The organism is Devosia sp. UYZn731 (assembly GCF_040546795.1).
GTDB lineage: Bacteria > Pseudomonadota > Alphaproteobacteria > Rhizobiales > Devosiaceae > Devosia.
Genome location: NZ_JBEPOL010000007.1, coordinates 150,469 through 170,965, shown reverse-complemented (window position 1 = coordinate 170,965; position 20,497 = coordinate 150,469). Strand labels below are relative to the sequence as shown.

21 protein-coding genes are annotated in these 20,497 nt (G+C 61.3%); 10 read left to right on the top strand and 11 right to left on the bottom strand.

From position 1 onward, the window contains the following. Positions 1–13: 13 nt before the first annotated feature. The 3 genes from ABIB57_RS18370 to ABIB57_RS18360 form a co-directional block, all read right to left on the bottom strand. Positions 14–889 (bottom strand): carbohydrate ABC transporter permease, encoded by an 876-nt coding sequence (locus tag ABIB57_RS18370; protein ID WP_354042642.1) that lies wholly within the window; start codon positions 887–889, stop codon positions 14–16. Further along, positions 886–1,785, bottom strand: coding sequence for a carbohydrate ABC transporter permease (locus tag ABIB57_RS18365; protein ID WP_354042641.1), 900 nt, complete (start codon positions 1,783–1,785; stop codon positions 886–888). Before ABIB57_RS18365 ends, ABIB57_RS18370 begins: the two co-directional genes overlap by 4 nt. Before the next feature lie 78 nt (positions 1,786–1,863). Continuing rightward, positions 1,864–3,084, bottom strand: coding sequence for an ABC transporter substrate-binding protein (locus ABIB57_RS18360; protein WP_354042815.1), 1,221 nt, complete (start codon positions 3,082–3,084; stop codon positions 1,864–1,866). A gap of 323 nt (positions 3,085–3,407) precedes the next feature. Here ABIB57_RS18360 and ABIB57_RS18355 point away from each other — a divergent pair, with 323 nt between their 5' ends. Then, positions 3,408–4,595 (top strand): ROK family transcriptional regulator, encoded by a 1,188-nt coding sequence (locus ABIB57_RS18355; RefSeq protein ID WP_354042640.1) that lies wholly within the window; start codon positions 3,408–3,410, stop codon positions 4,593–4,595. A 313-nt stretch (positions 4,596–4,908) separates the two neighbouring features. On the opposite strand, the gene ABIB57_RS18350 is transcribed toward ABIB57_RS18355, so the two are convergent. From ABIB57_RS18350 to ABIB57_RS18330, 5 genes are all read right to left on the bottom strand, one after another. Next, complete coding sequence (locus ABIB57_RS18350) at positions 4,909–5,853, bottom strand: D-ribose ABC transporter substrate-binding protein (protein WP_502914423.1); 945 nt, start codon at positions 5,851–5,853, stop codon at positions 4,909–4,911. Between the two features lie 276 nt (positions 5,854–6,129). After that, positions 6,130–6,975: a DeoR/GlpR family DNA-binding transcription regulator gene (locus ABIB57_RS18345; RefSeq protein ID WP_354042639.1), complete on the bottom strand. Its 846-nt coding sequence runs from the start codon at positions 6,973–6,975 to the stop codon at positions 6,130–6,132. A gap of 28 nt (positions 6,976–7,003) precedes the next feature. Further along, entirely contained in the window at positions 7,004–8,047 is a 1,044-nt protein-coding gene (locus ABIB57_RS18340; RefSeq protein ID WP_354042638.1) for an ABC transporter permease, read from the bottom strand. Positions 8,048–8,057: 10 nt separating this feature from the next. Next, positions 8,058–9,581: a sugar ABC transporter ATP-binding protein gene (locus tag ABIB57_RS18335; RefSeq protein WP_354042637.1), complete on the bottom strand. Its 1,524-nt coding sequence runs from the start codon at positions 9,579–9,581 to the stop codon at positions 8,058–8,060. After that, positions 9,578–10,222: a DUF2291 family protein gene (locus tag ABIB57_RS18330; RefSeq protein WP_354042636.1), complete on the bottom strand. Its 645-nt coding sequence runs from the start codon at positions 10,220–10,222 to the stop codon at positions 9,578–9,580. Before ABIB57_RS18330 ends, ABIB57_RS18335 begins: the two co-directional genes overlap by 4 nt. 258 nt (positions 10,223–10,480) lie before the next feature. Here ABIB57_RS18330 and ABIB57_RS18325 point away from each other — a divergent pair, with 258 nt between their 5' ends. The 6 genes from ABIB57_RS18325 to ABIB57_RS18300 all read left to right on the top strand — a co-directional run bounded on the left by ABIB57_RS18325 (position 10,481) and on the right by ABIB57_RS18300 (position 16,200). Then, complete coding sequence (locus ABIB57_RS18325) at positions 10,481–11,320, top strand: transketolase (RefSeq protein WP_354042635.1); 840 nt, start codon at positions 10,481–10,483, stop codon at positions 11,318–11,320. Beyond that, positions 11,320–12,282, top strand: coding sequence for a transketolase family protein (locus ABIB57_RS18320; RefSeq protein ID WP_354042634.1), 963 nt, complete (start codon positions 11,320–11,322; stop codon positions 12,280–12,282). Before ABIB57_RS18325 ends, ABIB57_RS18320 begins: the two co-directional genes overlap by 1 nt. Continuing rightward, positions 12,279–13,736: an FGGY family carbohydrate kinase gene (locus ABIB57_RS18315; RefSeq protein WP_354042633.1), complete on the top strand. Its 1,458-nt coding sequence runs from the start codon at positions 12,279–12,281 to the stop codon at positions 13,734–13,736. The genes ABIB57_RS18320 and ABIB57_RS18315 overlap by 4 nt, the downstream gene beginning before the upstream one ends. 17 nt (positions 13,737–13,753) lie before the next feature. Beyond that, complete coding sequence (locus tag ABIB57_RS18310; RefSeq protein WP_354042632.1) at positions 13,754–14,734, top strand: sugar phosphate isomerase/epimerase family protein; 981 nt, start codon at positions 13,754–13,756, stop codon at positions 14,732–14,734. Between the two features lie 489 nt (positions 14,735–15,223). Beyond that, positions 15,224–15,676, top strand: a complete 453-nt coding sequence (locus ABIB57_RS18305) for a YybH family protein (protein ID WP_354042631.1) — start codon at positions 15,224–15,226, stop codon at positions 15,674–15,676. Between the two features lie 26 nt (positions 15,677–15,702). After that, positions 15,703–16,200 (top strand): GyrI-like domain-containing protein, encoded by a 498-nt coding sequence (locus tag ABIB57_RS18300; RefSeq protein WP_354042630.1) that lies wholly within the window; start codon positions 15,703–15,705, stop codon positions 16,198–16,200. 789 nt (positions 16,201–16,989) lie between these two features. Here ABIB57_RS18300 and ABIB57_RS18295 read toward each other — a convergent pair. The 3 genes from ABIB57_RS18295 to ABIB57_RS18285 all read right to left on the bottom strand — a co-directional run bounded on the left by ABIB57_RS18295 (position 16,990) and on the right by ABIB57_RS18285 (position 19,029). Further along, on the bottom strand, positions 16,990–17,916 hold the full coding sequence (locus tag ABIB57_RS18295; RefSeq protein ID WP_354042629.1) for a manganese catalase family protein: 927 nt from the start codon (positions 17,914–17,916) through the stop codon (positions 16,990–16,992). 124 nt (positions 17,917–18,040) lie between these two features. Then, positions 18,041–18,280: a DUF6894 family protein gene (locus ABIB57_RS18290; RefSeq protein WP_354042628.1), complete on the bottom strand. Its 240-nt coding sequence runs from the start codon at positions 18,278–18,280 to the stop codon at positions 18,041–18,043. Beyond that, the gene (locus tag ABIB57_RS18285) at positions 18,280–19,029 is read right to left on the bottom strand and encodes a Crp/Fnr family transcriptional regulator (RefSeq protein ID WP_354042627.1); all 750 of its coding nucleotides are present in this window, start codon (positions 19,027–19,029) and stop codon (positions 18,280–18,282) included. The genes ABIB57_RS18290 and ABIB57_RS18285 overlap by 1 nt, the downstream gene beginning before the upstream one ends. Positions 19,030–19,154: 125 nt before the next feature. Here ABIB57_RS18285 and ABIB57_RS18280 point away from each other — a divergent pair, with 125 nt between their 5' ends. Genes ABIB57_RS18280 through ABIB57_RS18270 form a run of 3 tightly spaced genes read left to right on the top strand, consistent with a single transcriptional unit; the run spans position 19,155 to position 20,478 of the window. Then, a complete protein-coding gene (locus ABIB57_RS18280; protein ID WP_354042626.1) occupies positions 19,155–19,508 on the top strand; it encodes a hypothetical protein in 354 nt (117 codons plus the stop codon). Continuing rightward, positions 19,489–20,250: a Crp/Fnr family transcriptional regulator gene (locus ABIB57_RS18275; protein WP_354042625.1), complete on the top strand. Its 762-nt coding sequence runs from the start codon at positions 19,489–19,491 to the stop codon at positions 20,248–20,250. Before ABIB57_RS18280 ends, ABIB57_RS18275 begins: the two co-directional genes overlap by 20 nt. Continuing rightward, entirely contained in the window at positions 20,251–20,478 is a 228-nt protein-coding gene (locus ABIB57_RS18270; RefSeq protein WP_354042624.1) for a hypothetical protein, read from the top strand. It abuts the gene before it with no gap. Positions 20,479–20,497: the final 19 nt, after the last annotated feature.

Genomic DNA, 20,497 nt, shown 5'->3' with positions numbered 1-20,497 from the left:
CTCTTGAAATGGATCAGCCCTTGACCGCGCCGGACGTCAGCCCGGACACGAAATAGCGCTGGAAAATGAGGTAGACGATGGTGGCGGGCAGCACCGTCATGACGATGGCCGAATTGAGCTGGCCGTAATCGCGGGAGAACTGGCCCTGGAATGCCGACAGGCCGAGCGGCAGCGTCCACATCTTCTGGTCCTGCAACAGCACCAGCGCCATGGCGAACTCGTTCCAGGTGGAGACGAAATCGAGGATCAGCAGCGCCGCCAGCACGGGCAGCGTCACCGGCAGGAAGATGCGCCAGAAGATGACGAAATGGGACGCGCCATCGATGCGCGCAGCCTCGCTCAATTCCTTGGGAATGCCGCGGAAAAAGCCGTGCAGGATGAACACCTGATAGGGAATGCCGAAGGCCATATAGGGCAGGATGACGCCCGGATAGGTGTCGATCAGGTGCAGCCCGTTCACCAGCGTGAACAGCGGCGCCAGCATCACCTGGAACGGGATCATGGTGCCGAACAGGATCAGCAGCAGCAACAGCTTGTTGCCCTTGAACTCGATCTTGGCCAGCGCATAGGCGGCCATCGCCGAGATGAACAGCCCCAGCGGCACCTTGATGACGGTGATGATGGCGCTGTTGAAGAATGTCGTGCTGAACCGCCCGCGGGCCCAGGCCGCGGCATAATTGGAAAACTGCGGCTCGGTCGGCGGCGCGAAGGCGCTCGAATTCATCACCTGCGCCGTCGATTTGAGCGAGGTGAAGATGATGAAGATGAACGGCGCGATCCACACGATGGCGACCAGCACCAGCGCGATCCAGAGCCCGATCAGCACCCAGTCGCGCTGGCGACGTTCGACGACCGGGGCATTGTCGAAAGTGGCGACGGCGGCGGTCATTGCTCGATCTCCTCGCGCTTTTGCGTCCAGCGCAGATAGGGCACCACCACGGCCAGCGTGATCGCCAGCAGCACCACCGAAATCGCACTGCCGCGCCCGAAGTCGAAAATCTGCATGGATTGGGTAAAGGCCCACAGCGCCAGCATCTGCGTCGATTGCGCCGGCCCGCCCCCGGTTAGCCCGTAGACGATGTCGAAGGCCTTGAGCGATGAGATGATCGAGAGCACCAGCACGATGGTGATGGTGGTTTTGAGCGCCGGGAAGGTGACATAGCGGAACACGTTCCAGCGCCCTGCCCCATCGATCCGCGCCGCCTCGATCAGGGTCTTGTTGACCCCCTGCAAGCCGGCCAAAAACAGCACCATGGAAAAGCCGACCGATTGCCAGAGATGGGCGATAAAGGCCGAATAGAGCGCCAGGTCGCGATTGCCGAGCCAGTCCTGAATCCACGATTGCAGCCCGAACTGGGTCAGCAACTGGCCGAACAGGCCGAAAAACGGGTCATACATCCAGCGCCACATGGTCGCCACGGCGATCGGCGCGATGATGACGGGAAGGTAGAAGATCGCGCGCAGACTGTTGCGGCCAAAAATCGGCTGGTTCAGCCCCAGCGCCAGCAGCAGCCCGATCAGCGGCGGGAAAATCACCGACAGCACGGTCCAGATCACCGTGTTGCGGAACGCGCCCCAGAACACCGGGTCCTTGGTGAAGATGGAGACGTAGTTATCGACCCCGACAAATGCCTTGTTGGCGTCAAGCCCGTTCCATTTCTGGAAGCTGAGGCCGACCACATCGACCATCGGATAGAGGGCGAACACGGCGTAGATGATCAGCGCCGGGCCGAGCAGCAATGCCGCCTGCATGCGGTTATCGGACAACAATGTCTTGGGCGTCATCGGACCCTCCATCGAGGCGACTGAAATAGCAGCAAGAGGCGACCGGCCTCGGGAGAAGCCGGCCGCCAGCCTGGGAGCTTAGCTGCGGTTGCCGATGAAGGTCTGCAGGGCAGCGCCGGCATCGGCCGGGGCCATGTTGCCGCTCGCCACTTCATTGATCACCCGGAAATATTCGGTGGTCACGTCGAGCGGGAAGGCCTGGTCGCCGTTCATGAAGACCTGGTCGTGCTGGTTGAAGATATCGACCCATTTCTGGTCGAGCGGGCGCAGGTCCTTGTAGACGACGTTCTTGTTGATCGAGGTGGTGCTGAACGAGCCCAGCGCCGCCTGCTGTACCGGCGTCGAGATGAAGTAATCGAGGAACTTCGCCGCGATGTCGGGGTTCTGGCTCTTGGTCGAAACGTAGTTGTATTCGGCAAAGCCATAGAGCCGCTTCGTGCCCGTGGGGAACGGGAACACGCCATGGTCGTCCAGATTGCCCGCCTCGGACAATTGCTGCACCAGCCAGTCGCCTTCCAACATCATCGCGGCACGGCCGGCGGTGAACAGGTTGAACGACTGCGCATTGTCGATGCCCATGAAGGGGCTCAGGATGTAGTTCTTGCTCCACTTGTCGAGCTCGGCAAAGGAGGCGGCGGCGCAAGGCTCGGTGGCCCAGCTGGCGGTCATATTCATCAGTGCATCGTGCTTTTCGATGCCGCATTTGGCTTCGAGGATCACGTCCATCAGGCGCATGACGTGCCAGTTGACGGTGCCGCCGAAGGTGATCGCCGGAATACCGGCAGCCTTGAGCTTTTCGGCGTCGGCGACCAGTTCGTCATAGTTGGCCGGCTCGCCGGTGATGCCGGCCTTTTCGAACAGGCCCTTGTTGTAATAGAGCGCTTCGCCCTTGAAGGTGAACGGCACGCCCTGGCGGCCGCCTTCATAGATCTTGGAGAACGAGGCCGCGGCAGGCACCAGCTCGTCGTCCCATTTGTACTGCGCATAATACTTGTCGAGCGGCAGGCTGAGGCCGGCCTTGATATATTCGCCACCCAGCCCGAGACCGGCCCAGCTGAAATAGATGTCCGGCCCCTTGTCGGACCCAGCAGCGACGCGCAGAGCGGTCTTGTGATCGTCGACGCCGCGCGTCACGATCTCGACATGGACGCCCGGATTGGCCGCCTCGAAATCGGTGGCGATCTTCTGCATGGCATCATTGGACGCCTGCGAGCTGAAATTCAGCGTCCACAGCGTGATATCCTGAGCCTGGGCCAGCGTCGGCGCAAGCAGCAGCATGGAGCAGGCGGCGGCGCTCATACGCACCGTATTCAAAATCGAAGTCATAGGTTCCTCCCTTTCGATTTTTTTCGAATGTTTCGCCTTTATTTGTGCGTGAGCACGTCCCCGTGTCAAGCTTGAATTATGTCATGGCTGACAGATTTACCGACCAACCTGGCTAATCCATGGGAAAATATCGTCTATTTCGGCAGAACTTTTGCCCCTCCATCTGGAAATCACTCCGGACTTTCGCCGAAGGTTATGTCGGCGGTGACAAAATAAGGCGCTATCGCTCACCGCATTTTCGCGCTAATCGATAGAACGCCAGCATTCGAAAGCAGGGAGGCGGAACTCTGGCCAATATGATCAATGACGACCTCAAGGGGCTGCTCTACGAGCGCGAGGTCGATTCCCCGATTGCCCGTGTCGTTCGCGCCCTTAGCGGGCACGGCGCCGTCAGCGCATCGCAGATCGCGCGCAGCACCGGGCTGGCGCGCTCCACCGTCTCCACCATCCTGTCCGATCTCAAGCGCTCCAACCTCGTCGTCGAGGTGGAGACGCGCAGTCCCGGCCTGGGTCGCCCGGCGCTGGCCCATTCGCTCAATCCCGAGGCCGGCACCTGTGTTGGCGCCCTGCTCGGCCTCGACGAAATCCGCATCACCCTGGCCGATGTCGCCCATAATGTGCTGGCCGATATCTCCATGCCGCTCGAGCGCGATTATTCCCCCGAGCGCGCCACCCGCGTCGTTCGCCACGCCATCGAAAATCTCTATAAGGAGCACAGCTTGCCCTATTCGGGGCTGCTGGGCGTAGGCTTTGCGGTCTCCGGCCCCCTCGCCCCCAATGGCCGCATCATGCGCGCCTCGGTGCTGCCGACCTGGGGCGGCATCGATCTCAAATCCACCTTCGCGCCGGTGCTGCAAAAGCCCATCTTCGCCGACAATGAAAGTAATTGCGCCGCGCTTGCCGAAGTGATGTGGGGCGCAGCGGCCGGGGTCGAAGATTTTGTGCTGTTCAAGCTCGACTTGGGCGTGGGCGGCGCCATCGTCGCCAATGGCAAGGTGCTATCCGGCTCCTCAGGCGCGGCGGGCGAATTCGGCCATATGGTGATCGAGCCGCAAGGCCCGCTCTGCCGCTGCGGCAATCGCGGTTGCCTGGAACTCTATTGCAGCGCCGCCAGCGTCGTATCGCTGGCTCAGCAGCGCCTGGGCCGCGCCACCAGCGTCGCCGAAGTCGTCACCCTCGCCAGCAATGGCGATGTCGGCTTCCAGCGTCTCTTGGCGGATGCTGGCGAGGCCGCGGGCCGAGGCCTGGGAATTGTCGGCAGCATCATCAATCCGCCCCTCTTCATCATCAGCGGCGGCCTCGCCAAGGCCGGTGAACTGCTGCTCGCGCCGCTGCGCGCCAGCTATGAGAAGCATGCGCTGATCAAGCGGCAGGACCTCGATGAGGCCGCATATCCGCGCTTCGTCACCGGCCGGTTCCTCGACAACGACAATTGCATGGGCGCCGTCGGCCTGGTGCTGCGCCACAGCGGCAGATTGACCTGACAGTAAGGTCAAATCCCGACCTCCAACCAAACCGGACGGCCTCTCCCCCCCTTGTGGGGAGGGAACCAATCGAGATCGGCACAAGATCGTCGATTGCCCACCGCCTTCCCGCGGACTTGATCCGCGGGCCTTTCCCCACACGGCACATGTTGATCGTGGCCCGCGGATCAAGTCCGCGGGAAGGCGGTGGGTGGGGAGGCAGCCGGGCTATGGGGCGCCGCCACCATCGGGCTCTGAACCGATGCCCTCCGCCCATCAAACAAAAAGCCCGGGCCTTGCGGTCCGGGCTCTGGGACGCCTGGGAGGGCGTTGATTATCCCTTGACCTGGAAGGTCTCGAGCTGAGCGGCATTGGTGCTGTCGATCAGCACGCAATCCATCGAGATCTTCTCGTCGACGCCGGTGGCGCCGTCCTTGAGGAACTTGTCGGCCAGCTCGACCGCATACTGGGCCTGGCGGAACGCCGGCTGCAGCACGGTCGCCTTGATGGTGCCGGCCTTGATGGCGTCACGCACGTCGTTGGAACCGTCGAAGCCCACAACGACCACGTCCTTGCGGCCAGCTGCGTCGAGCGCAGCCACGGCGCCCATGGCCATGGTGTCGTTGCCGGCAATCACGCCCTGGATATCGGGATTGGCCTGCAGGATGGATTCCATCTTGGTGAAGGCCTCGGTCTGGCTCCAGTTGGCGCTCTGCTGGGCGACCATCTTGAGGTCCGGATACTGGTCGATCACGTCGTGGTAGCCCTTGGACCGGATGCCCGCATTGGTGTCGGATTCCTTGCCCGTCAGCTCGACGAAATTGCCCTTTTCGCCAACTGCAGCCACGAAGGCTTCGGCGCCCAGGGTCGCGCCCTGGTAGTTGTTCGAAACGATCTGTGCGGCAGCGACGCCGGTGGCGTTGATTTCGCGGTCGATCAGGAACGACGGGATACCCGCGTCCTTGGCCTTCTGCACCGCAGCCACCGAAGCATCGGCGCCGGCATTGTCGAGGATGATGGCCTTGGCGCCAGCGGCGATGGCCGAGTCGATCAGCTCGTTCTGCTTGTTGGCGTCGTCATCATGCGAATAGACCTGGGTCGTATAGCCCAGCTCTTCGGCCTTGGCCTTGGCGCCCGCGGCTTCAGCCGCGAAGAACGGGTTGTCGTGGCTGGGCGTGATGATCACGATCAGCTTGTCCTGCGCCATTGCGGGCATGACCAGAGCAATACCGGCCATCGCGCCCAGAGCCAGGGCGGCAAGGGTCCTTACGATCTTCATTTCTGTCCTCCAAAAATGACCCTTGCGGGTCGTTTCGCAAACAAAGCCTTTTCGGCTGGTTCGTATTTTTTGCGTATTTTGATGATTACAAAGCAAGCGCAGACGAGTCAATGCGAGTATTTGCGATTGTTGATGATTGCGGGCGAGGCGGTGGAGCGGCGACTCCAAAGCGAGCCGTGATGTTGACCGGACGCTAGCGCTAGGCGGCCCAAAAATAGGCCGTTGGGACGCCGCGTCAACACGGCGGCCAGACCAAAAACCAATAGAAATCAGCAGTTAACGGGCGATGATGACTTCGATTCCGCGCTTCTCGAACTCGGCGCGGTCAGTGTCGGAAATTCCGTCATCGGTGATGAAACCATGGATCAGGTCGATCGGCCCCAGCGACGAGAACGAGGTTCGTCCGATCTTGGTGCTGTCGGCCACCAGATAGACCTTGGAGGCCGCCTTGATCATGGCTCGTTTGACGTAAAGGTCCGCCATTGCGGGGAAAGTCAGCCCCGCCTCGAACGACACCGCAGCCGTCGCCAGGAATAGCTTTTCGGCAAAGATACCGCTGAAGAAATCGCCGGATTTCTCGCCCGTCAGCGACAATGTCGGCGCTTTGAACAGCCCGCCCGACATATGCACGGTCATCGACGGCAGCGCGCCAAGCAGTAGCGCGATGTTGATGGCATTGGTGATGACATTGAGGTTCTGGTGCCCGGTCAGGTTGTTGGCAACCTCGGTCGCGGTCGATCCGGAATCGATGATGATGGTCTCGCCATGCCCCACCAAAGCCGCGGCGGCCCTGCCGATTTTCTTCTTTTTATCCATATTGGCTAGGTGCTGCAGCGACATCGACTGCACCTGCTGCGGCATGGATTTGAGATAGGCCCCGCCATGCTCGCGCACCACGAAGCCATCGGTATCGAGCCGCTCCAGATCCTGCCTGATGGTGGCTTCGGACACAGCGAATGCCACCGATAGGTCACGCACGCGGGCGCTGCCTTCTTCCTGCAGCCATTCGAGAATTTTCATGCGGCGTGGCTCGGCCAGCAGGTTCTGGCGGGGCGCCTCTACAGCCGGCTTGCGGCTCTTGCGGCGTCCCGACATGTCTCCCGTCGCGCTGGAATCAGCCAATCTTCGCTCTCCGAATGCAGCTTGCTGCTTAGCCCTGCCGCGTATTGGCGGCAAGCCGTCGCTGCAACTGATCCAGCACCACGGCCGCGATAATCACAAGCCCTTTGATGACCATTTGCCAGAATTCGGAAACACCCATCATCACCAGCCCATCGCTGAGCACGCCGATGACGAAGGCGCCGATAATGGTTCCGCCGATCATGCCGCGCCCGCCGGACAGCGACGTGCCGCCCAAAACAGCCGCCGCGATGGCGTTGAGTTCGAAGGTTTCCCCGCTCGCCGGATGTGACGCCACTAGTTGGGAGGAGACGATCAGGCCGACCACGGCGGCACAAAATCCCGAGATCATGTAGACCGCCAGCTTGATGCGATCGACACGGATGCCCGACAGGGCCGCGGCGCGCTCATTGCCGCCCACGGCGTAGACCCGACGGCCAAACGGCGTGCGCTGGGCCACATAGGCGGCGATCAGCGCCAGCACGATCAGGATGACGATGGAGAGCGGAATACCCAGCAATGTGCCGGATCCGATGATCGGATAGCCCTGGTTTTCCAGTTCGGGCTTGCCCACGAGGTTAGCGAACGTTGCGCCACCCGACAGCAGCAAGGCCGCGCCGCGCGCCACATACAGCGTGCCCAGCGTGGCGATGAAGGGCGCCACCCCGAGCTTGGTTATGAGGAACCCGTTGATCGCTCCGATCAGCGTGCCGACCACCAGCGCGATCACGATCACCTCGATAACATTGGGAAACACCACCACGCCGAACATCGGCAATTGGATGCCATGCACGATCAACCCCCCGGCCACCATGCCGGTCAGGCCGACGATGGAGCCGACCGACAGATCGATACCCCCGGTCAGGATCACATAGGTCATGCCGATCGCCAGGATCGCGTTGATCGCCACATGCTTGGAAACGATCACCGCATTGGCCACCGAGACGAAGTTCGGTGCCATGAAGGCGAAGAACAGCACAACGACGATCAGGGCGATGAAGGTGCGCAGCTTCAGAAGCAGGAGCAGGACCGAGCCATTGCCGGCCGGGACGGAAGTCACTGTAGCGGTGGACATGGCGGGCTCCTCAGGCGAATGCCGGTTCGGCGGATTTGGTGGTTGAAGCGCGTACCAGCGCCTCGTCGGTGGCCTCGTCGGCCCGCAGGTCGGCGGTGATCCTGCCATAGGCCATCACCAGGATACGGTCGGCTACGGCATGGGTCTCCTTGAGATCGGAGGTGGCGTAGACAACGGCGAGCCCAGAATCGGCGAGATCGCGCATGGTCGAAAACACCTCGCCCTTGGCGCCGATATCGATGCCGCGGCTGGGCTCATCCAGCAGCAGCACGCGCGGCTGGGTCAGCAGCGATTTGCCGATCACCACCTTCTGCTGGTTGCCGCCCGACAGCGAGGTGATTGGCGCATCAGGGCTGGAGGTCTTGATGTGGAGCTGGCCGATAACCTGGCGCAGGAGCGGGGCTTCCGCCGATTTGGAAATGGACAGGAATCTGGTGAACCGGCGTAGGCTCGCCAGCCCCAGATTGCCGCCGACGCTGAGATTTTGCACCAGCCCGTCGCGCTGCCGGTCCTCGGGGACCAGCAGCAGGCCCTGCTTGATGCGCCGGCTGATCGACTGACCGGCAAGCTCGGCGCCGTCGAGCTTTACCGAGCCCGTCGCCGCTTGGCGCAGGCCGCAGAGGCTCTCGAACAGTTCCGTGCGCCCTGCCCCAAGCAAGCCGTAGATCGCGGTGATTTCGCCGGTGCGGAACGCTACGGTGACGTTGTCCACGGCCAGCCCGGCGCCACGACGTGGCAGGCTCAGATGCTCGACCTCCAGAATCACCGGACCGGCCGGTGCTGCTGGCGGGCGCTTGGCGATGATTTCGTCAGCGCCCAGCATTTTCTGGATGATCCAGGGGATGCTCACCACGTCGCGCCCAGCCGTCGCCGCCAGCTTGCCATCACGCAGCACGGTGAAATGATCGCCGATCCGCACCAACTCTTCCAGCCGGTGGGAGATATAGATGATGGCGACGCCGGCGCGCTTGAGCTCGGCGATCACCCTGAACAGCACTTCGACTTCTGCGGCCGACAGCGCCGAGGTCGGCTCATCCATGATGAGGATGCCAGCGTCCTCGGCCAGCGCCTTGGCGATTTCCACGATCTGCTGCTGCCCGATCATCAGGTCGGCGACCAGGGCGTCCGGGTCGACGGCGTGCTCCAGTCGCCCCAAAAGCTCGACGGTGCGGGCCTTCTGCGCCGCGCGGTCGATATGAAAGCCGGCCCGCGTCATGTCACGGCCGAGGAAAATGTTCTCGGTCACGCTCATGTTGGGGCACAGGTTAAGCTCCTGGAATACAATACCGATGCCCTTGCTCGCCGCATCGCGCACCGACGAAAAGCTTACCGGCTCGCCACCCATAGTGATCACGCCAAGCGTCGGCCGTTCGACACCGGCCAGTATCTTCATCAGCGTCGATTTACCGGCGCCGTTCTCGCCGATCAGCACGTTGACGGCGCCCGCATGGACGTCGAAATCGACATCCTGCAACGCCAGCGTGCCGGGAAAAGCCTTGGTAATGCCGCGGGCGCTGAGAACGATGTCGCTCATGGCGCCGCCTTCTTGAGCACTACCGGCGTCACCAGCAGTTTGTCTGAGGCACCCGCCATGCTGATCGCACCAGTGAATTCGACGTGGTCGCCGACGGCTAGGCCCGCCACACCGGCGGCAATCCCTTCGACGGCCAGCGCCGTCAGCGCCTTGCCGGCATCGGCATATTCGATCTGGTTGGTGAAATCCTTGAACGACACGAACGGCAATGCGTCGCGAACGGCATTGCCCCGGATCACGGGGCCGATTTGCAAGGCGACCTCAAGCGGGGGCACGACACCGTCGAGAGCCACGACCAGAGTGCCAGCCCGCGACTCGGTGTTTTTGGCCGTCACGATGCCAGCGCCGTTCACGATGAAGCTCCAGGGCGAGCCTTCTCCGGGCCGGTAGCCGAACTTATCCCCGGCCTCTGCGAAATCAGCCATAGTCGCCGCAATGACTTCGGCCGCCGGTTTGGCATTGGCGAAAAAATGCGGCAGCGCCTGTTTGGTCCAAAGCCCGGTCGCATAACTGGTCGCGTCGAAGGCGCCGGCCTTGTCTTCGGCCTGCTCCTGCCCGATCGGCACAATCTTGCAGCCTGCCAGGGTCAGCGCCATAGCCAGAAGCACGCCAAAGCAGGCTATACGCCGTTCAATTATCATCAGGCTTTCCAGCTCCCCATCGCCGACCATTCGGTTCATTGCGATAATTTGCGATTTTTCCTGTTGTGCGCATCAAATTGGCCAGTGTCAATGTCGATTTCAGGTACATAAAAGCCCATATCTTGGTACTTTAATGAGCGAAATCAGTTACTTGTTTGATTCCTCAGAAAACGAAAATTTTCTCGTTGCGAGCTGCGGTTCCGGGCGTTAGCTTGCAACCAGCCCGCCAAGACGCCGCTCGCGACAGGAAAATACCAAGTGCCCCTCACCGCCCCAGATCGCCGCAACGACCGCGTTGCTACCATTGCCGACAAGGCGCTGTGGATTCGACGCCGCAGCTTCCAAATGGTCTATGAGGCGCAATTGGGCCATCCAGGCGGCGATTTCAGCGCCACCGACGTGCTGGCAACGCTGTATTTCGGCGTGATGCGCTATGATCCGACCAAGCCGAACGATCCCGGTCGCGACCGCTTTGTGATGAGCAAGGGCCACTGCACCGGCGCCTTCTATTCGGTGCTGGCCGCCGCCGGCTATTTCCCCGAGGCGGACCTCTCGAGCTATATGCAGCCGCTGAGCAAGCTCAACGGTCACCCCAACCGCAATTACCTGCCGGGCGTCGAGACCAATACCGGCCCGCTCGGCCATGGCCTGCCGGTCGCCCTGGGCATCGCCATTGCCGGGCAGATCGACAATGCCGATTTCCGCACCTTCGTGCTCACCGGCGACGGCGAATTGCAGGAAGGCAGCAATTGGGAGGCGGCGCTCACCGCGGGCCACCGCAAACTGCGCAACCTGACGCTGATCATCGACCGCAATCGCCTGCAGCAAGGCGCCCGCACCGAGGAAACCGCTTCGCTCGATCCGCTGGACGACAAGTGGCGCGCCTTCGGCTGGCATGTCGAAATGGTCGATGGCCACGATCATGGCAAGCTGCTCGACGTGCTCAGTGCAGACCCGGCGCAGCGCGACAAGCCGCTTTGCGTCATCGCCAATACATTCAAGGGCAAGGGTGTCAGCTTCATGCATGACAATGTGGCCTGGCACCACGGCGTGCCGACCAAGGAACAATTCGAGCAGGCCATGGCGGAGCTGGTTTGATGAGCGCAGCAGCACCAATCAAGACGGGTCTCTTCGATTGCCGCGATAGCTTTGCCGCCACCATCGAGTCGCTTGCCGAGACCGATCCGCGAATCGTGACCGTCGTCAGCGACAGCCTGGGATCGTCCAAACTGGGTGGTTTCAAGAAGCGGTGGCCCGAGCGCATGGTCAATGTCGGCATTGCCGAACAGACCGTGGTTGCGGTGGGCGCGGGGCTGGCAAATGGCGGCAAGGTGCCGTTCGTCTCGGCCGCCGCGTGCTTCCTGACCGGCCGCGCGCTGGAGCAGATCAAGGCCGACATCGCCTATTCCAACGTCAACGTGAAGCTGATCGGCCAGTCGAGCGGTGTCGCTTATGGCGAACTTGGCCCCACCCACCATTCCATCGAGGACATGGCCTGGCTGCGGCTGCTGACCAATCTCACGGTCATCGTCCCGTCCGACCCCTGGGAAACCGAGCAGGCTATTCGCGCCGCCGCAGCCATGGATGGCCCGGTCTTCGTGCGAGTCAGCCGCATGCCGGTGCCCGCGCTTGAGCGCAGCAATGCGAAGTTCGAAATCGGCAAAGCCGAGACGCTGGTTGAGGGCGATCAGGCGACGATCATCGCCAACGGCACCATGGTGCATCGCGCGGTTGCGGCAGCCAAGACCTTGGCCGCCGAGGGCATTGCGGTGCGCGTGGTCAATATGTCGACGATCAGCCCGCTGGACGAAGCTGCGATCATCGCCGCCAGCCAGACGGGCGCTATCGTCACCGTCGAGGAGCACAACGTGCGCGGCGGGCTGGGTGGCGCGGTCGCCGAGGTGGTGACGGCCAATACGCCGGTGCCGATGCGCATCATGGGTTTCCCGGGCTTTTTGCCGACCGGTTCGGCGGAATGGCTGATGGAGCAGTTCGGGCTGACCTCGGCTGGCATCGTTGACGCGGTTCGCCAGACCATCGCGCGCAAGGCCAAGAAATGAGCACGCCGCTCGTCCTAGCGATCGACCAGGGCACGACCAATACCAAGGCCCTGCTGGTCACCCCGGATGGCCGCATCCTGCAGCAGGCTTCCGTGCCCAATCACGTCGATTATCCGCAGTCCGGCTGGGCCGAACAATCGGCTATCGCGCTGTGGCAGGGCGTGCAGGCGGCGATTGCGGCGCTGCTGGCCAAGGCGGATGGGGCCCAAGTAGCGGCCATCGCCATCTCCAACCAGCGCGAGTCCATCATGGTCTGGGATGCGGCGACCGGCGAGCCGATCGGGCCCTGCGTTATCTGGCAATGCCGCCGTTCGGCGCCAAAATGCGAGGCTCTGCGCGCGGCGGGTCATGCCGAAATCATCGAGCAGAAGACCGGCCTGGCACTCGACCCGCTGTTTCCAGCGGCCAAGATTGCCTGGTTGATCGATTCCCTGCCCGGTGCCCGCCTGCGTGCCGTGCGTGGCGAGTTGCGCGCCGGTACGGTCGATAGCTGGCTGCTGTGGCGCCTCACTGGCGGCAAGGTGCACGCCACCGATCATTCCAATGCCTCGCGCACGCAATTGTTCAATACGCAGACGCTGCAATGGGACGATGAACTGCTGACTCTGTTCGACGTGCCGCGTCCGCTGCTGGCGCCGGTGCAGGCATCGGATTCAGAGTTCGGCCAGACGGTTGATGGGGTAACTGCCCTGCCCGCCGGTATTCCCATCCGCGCCATGGTGGGTGACTCCCATGCCGCCCTGTTCGGCCATGGCGTGCGTCAGCCGGGAACCGTCAAGGCCACGTACGGCACTGGCACCTCGCTTATGACGCTGACGCCGCAGCGCGTGCGCTCGGGCCATGGCCTATCAGGCACTATTGCCTGGAGCACCAGCGTCGGCGTCGTGCATGCGCTCGAGGGTAATATCTCGGTTTCGGGCCAGGCGGCGGCGTTCATTGCGCAAATACTTGGTGTCCCTGACGTCGCCGCGCTGTCGGCGATGGCGGCCGGGGACAGCAATGGCGTTGCCTTCGTGCCGGCGCTGGTTGGCATGGGTGCGCCCTATTGGCGCTCCGACGCCCGCGGTACGATCACCGGCCTGTCGCTGGGCACGCAGCCGGGGCATCTGGCTCGCGCGGCCATCGAGGCGATCGCCTTCCAGGTCGCCGATGTGTTCGCGGCCATGCAGCAGGATCTGGGGTTTCCGCTGGCGGAATTGCGGGCCGATGGCGGGGCGTCGCAGAATTCCGTGCTGATGCAGTTCCAGGCCGATCTCATCGATCGCCCGGTCAGCGCCAGCACCGCGCCCGAAGTCAGCGCACTCGGCGCTGCCGCGCTGGCGTTCGAGGGCATGGGGATTACGACGGGTTCGGCGGCGCCCGGCGCCCGCTTCGCCCCGCATATGGCGCCAGACATTCGCGCACGCCACCTCGATGGGTGGTCGGCGGCCATTCGACAAACACTGACACAATAAAACAGGGAGAGACCAAAATGAGCACACTCCGCTTTGGCGCCGGAATTTGGCACTTCGCGACCTATGTGGATCGCTATGCCACGGACGGCTACGGCCCGCCGCGCAGCGTCATCGAGGCCATCGACATTGCCGGCAAGGTCAAGGACCTGTCGGTGGTCGACATCAACTACCCCTATTTCGGCGGCGAGTTCACCAAGGAGCAGATCAAGGTGGCGCTGGATCGCAACAAGCTTGGCGTCATCGGCATTACGCCGGAAATCTACACCCGCGAATTCGCGAAGGGCGCCTTTACCAATCCGGACGCCGGCGTGCGCCGCCGCGCGCATGAGCTGATTACCGAAGCGGCCGAACAAGTGCGCTTTTTCGGCGCCGACTACGTCAAGCTCTGGCCCGGCCAAGATGGCTGGGACTATCCATTCCAGGTCGATCACGGCGCATTGTGGAAGAATTCGCTCGACGGCGTCGGCCAGCTTGCCAGCGAAAACCCGGACCTGAAATTTGTCATCGAGTACAAACCGCGCGAGCCGCGCGTACATATGAGCTTTGACTCGCTGGCCCGCACCCTGCTGGGCATCGAAAAGATCGGCCTGCCCAATGTGGGCATCCTGCTCGATTTCGGCCATGCCCTGTTCGCCGGCGAGTCCGCGGCGGATTCTGCCCAGATGGCCATCGATTACGGCCGGCTGTTCGGCATGGACGTGAATGACAATTACCGTTCATGGGACGATGACTTGGTCGCCGGCAGCCTGCACCCGATCGAACTGTTCGAATTCTTCTACACGCTGCGAAAGAACAAGTGGGAAGGCGTCTGGCAGCTTGACCAGTTCCCCTTCCGCGAGGACAGTGTAGAAGCGGCTACCTATGCCATCGACTTCCTCAAGGCAGCGGGGCGGGGCCTTGATGCCCTGGATATCGACGCGCTCAAGGCGGCCCAGAGCAAACACGACGCGATCGGCGCGCTCCGCATCGCCCAGAAGGCCCTATTCGGCGCGTTCTAGAACGCGCTGCGCCAAAGAGTGCATTGGGCCGATGGGCATTGACGGCGGGAAATTCCGCCGTCAGTCTTTATTGAAGCGTCGCCATTGAGCAGCCGTCTCGCCGATGTTTCCCTAAAAGTCTGCGCCTGCGATTAAGGCGCGCCGTAATCAACACTCGGCAGGGGGCGGCGGTTAAATCGTGGAAGGTCTAACTTTGGGACCCGGTCGTGACCTCGAATGACCGGCGTGCGGCGCACAACTGGCGTTCCTCAGTGACGATGAACGGCAGCTTTGGGTTCGGCCAGCTAGCTCCGAACGACTGCAATGGGGTGGGACCAGATGAATTGGAAAAGCCGCCAGTCAATGCTTGGCGAGTGAAGGTGGATAACTCACAGCTTACTATCCGGACCTTCCCGTATGCTAGCTGCAGGCGGCTCGTAACCATCCTAGCTCGATCGTCAAGCCGTTTGTCGGTCCTACCAATTCCTGGCCCTTAGGCGGTGACCAGCCTTGGAACGAGGCTGTAACTGTTATCAATTATTTTATCTGTCGATGTCGGGATGGTCAGACCAGCTTCGTCTTTTCGTAAGACGGGAAGGAGCAGGGAAATGTGCGAAGCAGCGGTTATATCCGTCATTTTTTGATCTCCCGCCGCCGTTGGTTTATCAGGGCAATCAGGCGCGCGACATTGAAGCGCTGGACGCTTGGTTTGCGACTTGGCGCGACGGAGTCACGGTTCATCTGGCTGATCCACACATCATCATCGATGGCGACCTTGCCGTCGCATTTGGACTGTCGGGGATGACCGGCATTAAGACGGATGGCACCAAGGTCGACTCCTGGAGCCGGCGAACCGTCGTGCTGCGGCGCAGCGTCGGAGTGTGGAAAATCGTTCACGAGCATGCCAGCTTCCCCATGGCGATGGACGGCAGTGGCCGCGCGGTAACGGACCTTCTGCCGTGACCCGGAAATAGCCAGGAACGCGACACATGGAAATCATTGCGGCACCGGCATTGGGGTTCCGGCAGGCCTATCCCACGCTAGGCATCCGCGTCCATGCTCCATTTCGCGGCATGCTCTCCGTACGGGACCAACTTTGGGCCGAGTTGATCGATTGGCTCAAGGCCAACAATGTCCCATATACAGGCAGGCTGTTCCTGCGCTTCCATGTGGTGAACATGACGGGAACGATGGATATGGAGGCTGGCGTCATCACTTCGGAAAGGCTTGGCGGCGATGACCGGATCAAACCCGGAGAGCTGCCTGCCGGCGATTATGTAACCCTTACACACCGCGATCACTCGGTGCGGGCAAACAAACTGCTTCTGCAATGGGCTGCAGACAATCAGATCGAGCTTGATAAGACGACGGGCGAGAGCGGCGACCATTTTGCCTGCCGATACGAGCGGGTCTCGTCGGATATTCGCACGGAACGAAGGAGGACAAACTGGTTGGTCGAACTCAATATTCGCGCATTGACTCGATGATGCTTGCTCTCGGCTCTCCTGCGCAAAGCTACTCATCGACTGGTTGGAGGAGCGCGCCCGGCTTAGCATGGATTTTAGCCAACCTCGATAAGCCTCGGCGCCGCCGGCGCATTGCACTGGCGACTTGCCACCGCCGAAGCGGGGGCGGCCGACCATGGTGCGGCCCTATGCCCGGATCGAGGATCAATCATCGGGCATTGATCCCAGCCTGTCCGACGCGAACTGTGTTGGAACAAACGTCCACGGCGGAGATTGTCTCTCGTCGCTGAATCTTCAAACGGCGAAGAGACCGCTGCCCCCTGCCCCGGGGGCTCGGCGGCCTCAACTTAGGGAGGCAAGCATGCGAGTGAACGTGTTCATTAGTCGCTCGAATGGCAGGGCGCAGAACTCGTTTCTGGCAGTTCCGGAGAGCCAAGTGGTGCTACCGCCCAAACTGCGGAAACACTGGCAGTATTTTACAACAGTTGACACTGCGGATGCCATGTTCAGGTCTGTCAAGGTCGACGAGGAACTGTCGATGAAGGGATCTTGCGTATTCACGCCATAGAGGACGCCGCCTCACGCATCGCCAGGCGTTTCGCGCACTGATTTCGTCCCTTGCTCGCTCGGACTAACAAACCGGCACCCGGCCGGAAGCCGCGTCGACAATTGCAGGTGCCAAGGGGGTAAGTCTTAGCGAGCATGGCTCAAACAGGCTGAGTTAGCCCGGGCATTATGCTTCCCAGCGAGTGCCTCTGGTGCATTGTTCGAGGCAGATCGCCGGCCGCATGCAGGCGATCTATCCATTCTTCAGCGCGAGGCTTTATAGAGCTTGCTGGCGATTTCGAACATTTCTTCGGGAGCGTAGTCTGGAGTGAAGGCCGAGGGCACGCCCACCAGCTGCTGCATTTTTCCTCCTTCGGGCATGCCTTCCACCACCTCTAGTTCACCCGGCGGGTCATCGGGCAACGCAACTTCTCCGTTGCCCCAAATTCCCGAGATTTCCTGATAGTCGGTGTTGCTCCAAGTGTAGAGACGGCGATGCGAGCCTTCGTCGAGATATTTCTGGCATTCCGGAATGTTGCCGAGCGGGATATTGGGTGTCGGCAGCATTTTCTTGATATCCACCCCCGTCAGCTTTTCGATTGCCAAGGCGTAGGAATGAGCGTGGACAGATCCGCGAACCAGCAAATATCCGCAAACCTCGCGGCCAGTCGGGTCGCTTAAGGTCTCGTAGACCCGCATCTTGTGCAGCCGGGCACCGCATTCGAGATGAAAGTTGTGCAGCAGGTCGAAGATCACATTGCCGGTGGTGGTGATGAAGTCCGTGTTCCATGAAACGCCATTGCTGTTGACCGGCGTCGCGCCTCCGCCATTGGCGAGGAAGGCCGCGGCGAGACGAATATCGGTCATGGCTTCGAAAGGCGTCTTGGAGATATCGCCGCCGTTGCCCTTGTCGCCGTTCTTTTTGTCAGGCCCACTATTCAGCATAGCGACGCCGTTGCTGACCAGTTCCACATGGGCGAGCTCTTCGGCGGTGATTGAGGCCACCAGGCTATAGAACGGCCGCAGCTTGTCCTTGGACCTGAAATTGAAGCTCTGAAACATGTAGTTCCCGAGCGTGGACATTTCGCCATATTTTCCGCCCAGCAATTCTTGCAGGGCGGCAGCAGCATTGGGATCTTGTGTCTGTGGTGGAGGCAGTTCCGTTATCAGTCTGTCGACCCGCATAAACATCGCGCCACTCCTGTGTTGGACGCGCCCCAACGGTCTCGGCAGTGTGGTGTTCCTCAATGAATGGCGCTTGCCACCGAGCGTGCGTTTTAGGACGCTCGAACGCCGCTAAGGGCGGAAGCGGCTTTTACCCCTGCTCGGGCAATTCGGTTGTCAACGTGACCGACAGGACAACGGGGCCCTCAGCGCCATCGCGGATGCGAATGAGAACTTCTCGTGCGGATTCATCTCGTAAGACGTCCCGAACCATATCGGCAAGCGCCCGACGCGCTTCGCGGATTGCCGCATCCATGCCCGAAAGTTCGAGGCCGATATCGTCAACGAACACCCCCTCGCCGTCCTGCACATCGAAGAAGTAGCGGGGCATTAACGCGGCTCCTGAACGAGGTGTAGATATCGGTCATCGAACTCTGCCGCCTTGGCAAGAGCAGGCCAGCTAGGAATTTCCATGATGCCGCCGTCCCAAACAATGAGTTGGAGCTGGCGCAGTTCCTGCAAAACCCGGTTGATGTGCACAGTTGAAATTCCGACCGCGTCCGCTAGAGCGGCCTGCGTGATGGGGAAATTGAAACGGTTTCCAGAGGCCAGCCCGATCGCCTCCAGGCGCCTGTAGGTTTCGCAAACCAGATGGGCTGTGCGTTGCGGGGCGGACAGACGACCCATCCCCACCAGCCATTCGCGATGGATCGCGCCATCGAGAAGCGTCAGCAACCACAGCAGCCGGGTCAGATGCGGAAAGCGCTCGGTGACTTTGACTAAGCGCTCATGCGGAAACGTTACGATCGAGCACTGTGTTAGTGCTCCAACTGAATGGTCCATTTCCTTGAGCAGGAAGCTATGCAGATCGACGAAATCGCCAGGGAGATGAACGGCCGTTAGTTGGCGCTCGCCAGCGTTGACCATGCGATAGCGGCAGGTAAACCCTGTGGTGACCAACATGCTGCGCCGGGGGCGATCGCCCTCGGACACCAGATCATCACCCGCGGCAAAGTCCACCCGCTGATCGGCTGCTGCAGCAATTGCGCGCTGCTCTTCGGCGCCCAGTACATCGCGTAGCTGAATTTTTCGGAAGAATGGCTGGAGAAGCTCTTCGACCGACGCGCTGCCATCTGCCATTGGACCTCTCCTTCCCATGGGTAATCGGCAGTGGCACTGTTGGTTGCAAGGACCGTGGGAAACTTCATTTCGGTGCGATTAACACACGTTAATTGAGCGGCTTCGCGCCGATGGTATGGGGGAGGATGAACCATCTTCTGGATGACATCGCTGAACCCCAACAGATTGCGTGCCCGTCGCGACCAAGCGCCGCGTCGACAGAATGCCGTGGTTACTCGAACGGCGCGATCGTGCAACAGAGCTCGATGGTTCTGGATGTTGAAGTTTCGCACCATGGCACCGTTCACAAGGCGAGCTATTTCGTGGAGCACGGCGTTATTCATGCCAAAATCGGCGACGGTGTAAGGCAGTTCCCCTTGGACGACGGGGATGCGGGGGCCACCGTGATGTCGCACCTGACGGGATACCTGCATCAGATTGACCGGAAGCGGGCACTGGCGCGTATCTGGAGCAGTGTGCTTGGAACCCCAAGCCAGTAACGCATTCATGATGTCCCCAACCGCCAACAGATTGCTTCGCTCTTTACCGGCTGAGCTTGTCGCATCACTCATTCCTGACCTGGAATTTATTCCTTTGGTTTCCGGACAGGCTTTGGAATTCGCCCGCGCGCCGACGGATTTTGTTTGCTTCGTCGTCGCCGGCATCGTGGCGGCGTCTGTACAAGCAGGCAGCGACCACACATCGACCGTGGCGATTATCGGCTCAGAAGGCGCGACCGGTGCGGCGCTCGCGATGGGCGATGAAATTGCCGTACATGACACCATCGTCCAGATGGACGGCAGCGCGTTCGGGATGCCGGCGGATCGTTTCCTCTCGCACCTCGACCGATTGCCAACACTGCGCTCAATGATGCAGCGCTACGCCCGATCCTTGTGGCTGCAAACAATGTTCACCTCGGCCTGCAACGCGCGCTCTGGCCTGGACGTCCGGATGGGGCGTATACTTTTGATGATATCGGATCGGGTCGGGCCCGAATTCCGCGTAACGCACGAGCATCTCGCGCGTATACTCTGCGTACGCCGCCCCGGCACAACCAGCGCCATACACCTGCTTGAAGGTCTGCACCTGATCAGGTCCAGCAGAGGCTACATGGCCGTTACCGACCGCGCGGGCCTTTTGGATTTTGTTGGCGACGCATATGGCAGGCCTGAGAGCGAATATGAGCGCTTGATCGGAGGGCAGTCCGCATCAAAACTCAATCATCCCTCGGTCGAGGCCTAGATGTTCAAACAGTATCGCGTCGTCGATTGCAGATCGCCTATCATCCAACCAGACGATCATATCGTGGCTGCCGACACCCCGGAGCAGGCTGCCAGACTAGTTCTCGGCGAAAATCTGGTCCGCGGGAGTCAGGGCAATAAGATGATCCGGGCACGCGTCTATTCGGACAGTGTGTCCGGCATCAAGACCATGGTTCGCCTCTATGCGCCGGCAGCGCCGCGCCGCTGACCAGCCAAGCGCCCATGTG

Excerpts from the sequence above, each read along its gene's own strand:
- ABIB57_RS18370 (WP_354042642.1), bottom strand. The coding sequence starts at position 889 with ATGACCGCCGCCGTCGCCACTTTCGACAATGCCCCGGTCGTCGAACGT.
- ABIB57_RS18365 (WP_354042641.1), bottom strand. The coding sequence starts at position 1,785 with ATGACGCCCAAGACATTGTTGTCCGATAACCGCATGCAGGCGGCATTG.
- ABIB57_RS18360 (WP_354042815.1), bottom strand. The coding sequence starts at position 3,084 with ATGAGCGCCGCCGCCTGCTCCATGCTGCTGCTTGCGCCGACGCTGGCC.
- ABIB57_RS18355 (WP_354042640.1), top strand. The coding sequence starts at position 3,408 with ATGATCAATGACGACCTCAAGGGGCTGCTCTACGAGCGCGAGGTCGAT.
- ABIB57_RS18350 (WP_502914423.1), bottom strand. The coding sequence starts at position 5,853 with ATGAAGATCGTAAGGACCCTTGCCGCCCTGGCTCTGGGCGCGATGGCC.
- ABIB57_RS18340 (WP_354042638.1), bottom strand. The coding sequence starts at position 8,047 with ATGTCCACCGCTACAGTGACTTCCGTCCCGGCCGGCAATGGCTCGGTC.
- ABIB57_RS18335 (WP_354042637.1), bottom strand. The coding sequence starts at position 9,581 with ATGAGCGACATCGTTCTCAGCGCCCGCGGCATTACCAAGGCTTTTCCC.
- ABIB57_RS18330 (WP_354042636.1), bottom strand. The coding sequence starts at position 10,222 with ATGATAATTGAACGGCGTATAGCCTGCTTTGGCGTGCTTCTGGCTATG.
- ABIB57_RS18320 (WP_354042634.1), top strand. The coding sequence starts at position 11,320 with ATGAGCGCAGCAGCACCAATCAAGACGGGTCTCTTCGATTGCCGCGAT.
- ABIB57_RS18315 (WP_354042633.1), top strand. The coding sequence starts at position 12,279 with ATGAGCACGCCGCTCGTCCTAGCGATCGACCAGGGCACGACCAATACC.
- ABIB57_RS18310 (WP_354042632.1), top strand. The coding sequence starts at position 13,754 with ATGAGCACACTCCGCTTTGGCGCCGGAATTTGGCACTTCGCGACCTAT.
- ABIB57_RS18300 (WP_354042630.1), top strand. The coding sequence starts at position 15,703 with ATGGAAATCATTGCGGCACCGGCATTGGGGTTCCGGCAGGCCTATCCC.
- ABIB57_RS18295 (WP_354042629.1), bottom strand. The coding sequence starts at position 17,916 with ATGTTTATGCGGGTCGACAGACTGATAACGGAACTGCCTCCACCACAG.
- ABIB57_RS18290 (WP_354042628.1), bottom strand. The coding sequence starts at position 18,280 with ATGCCCCGCTACTTCTTCGATGTGCAGGACGGCGAGGGGGTGTTCGTT.
- ABIB57_RS18285 (WP_354042627.1), bottom strand. The coding sequence starts at position 19,029 with ATGGCAGATGGCAGCGCGTCGGTCGAAGAGCTTCTCCAGCCATTCTTC.
- ABIB57_RS18280 (WP_354042626.1), top strand. The coding sequence starts at position 19,155 with ATGAACCATCTTCTGGATGACATCGCTGAACCCCAACAGATTGCGTGC.
- ABIB57_RS18270 (WP_354042624.1), top strand. The coding sequence starts at position 20,251 with ATGTTCAAACAGTATCGCGTCGTCGATTGCAGATCGCCTATCATCCAA.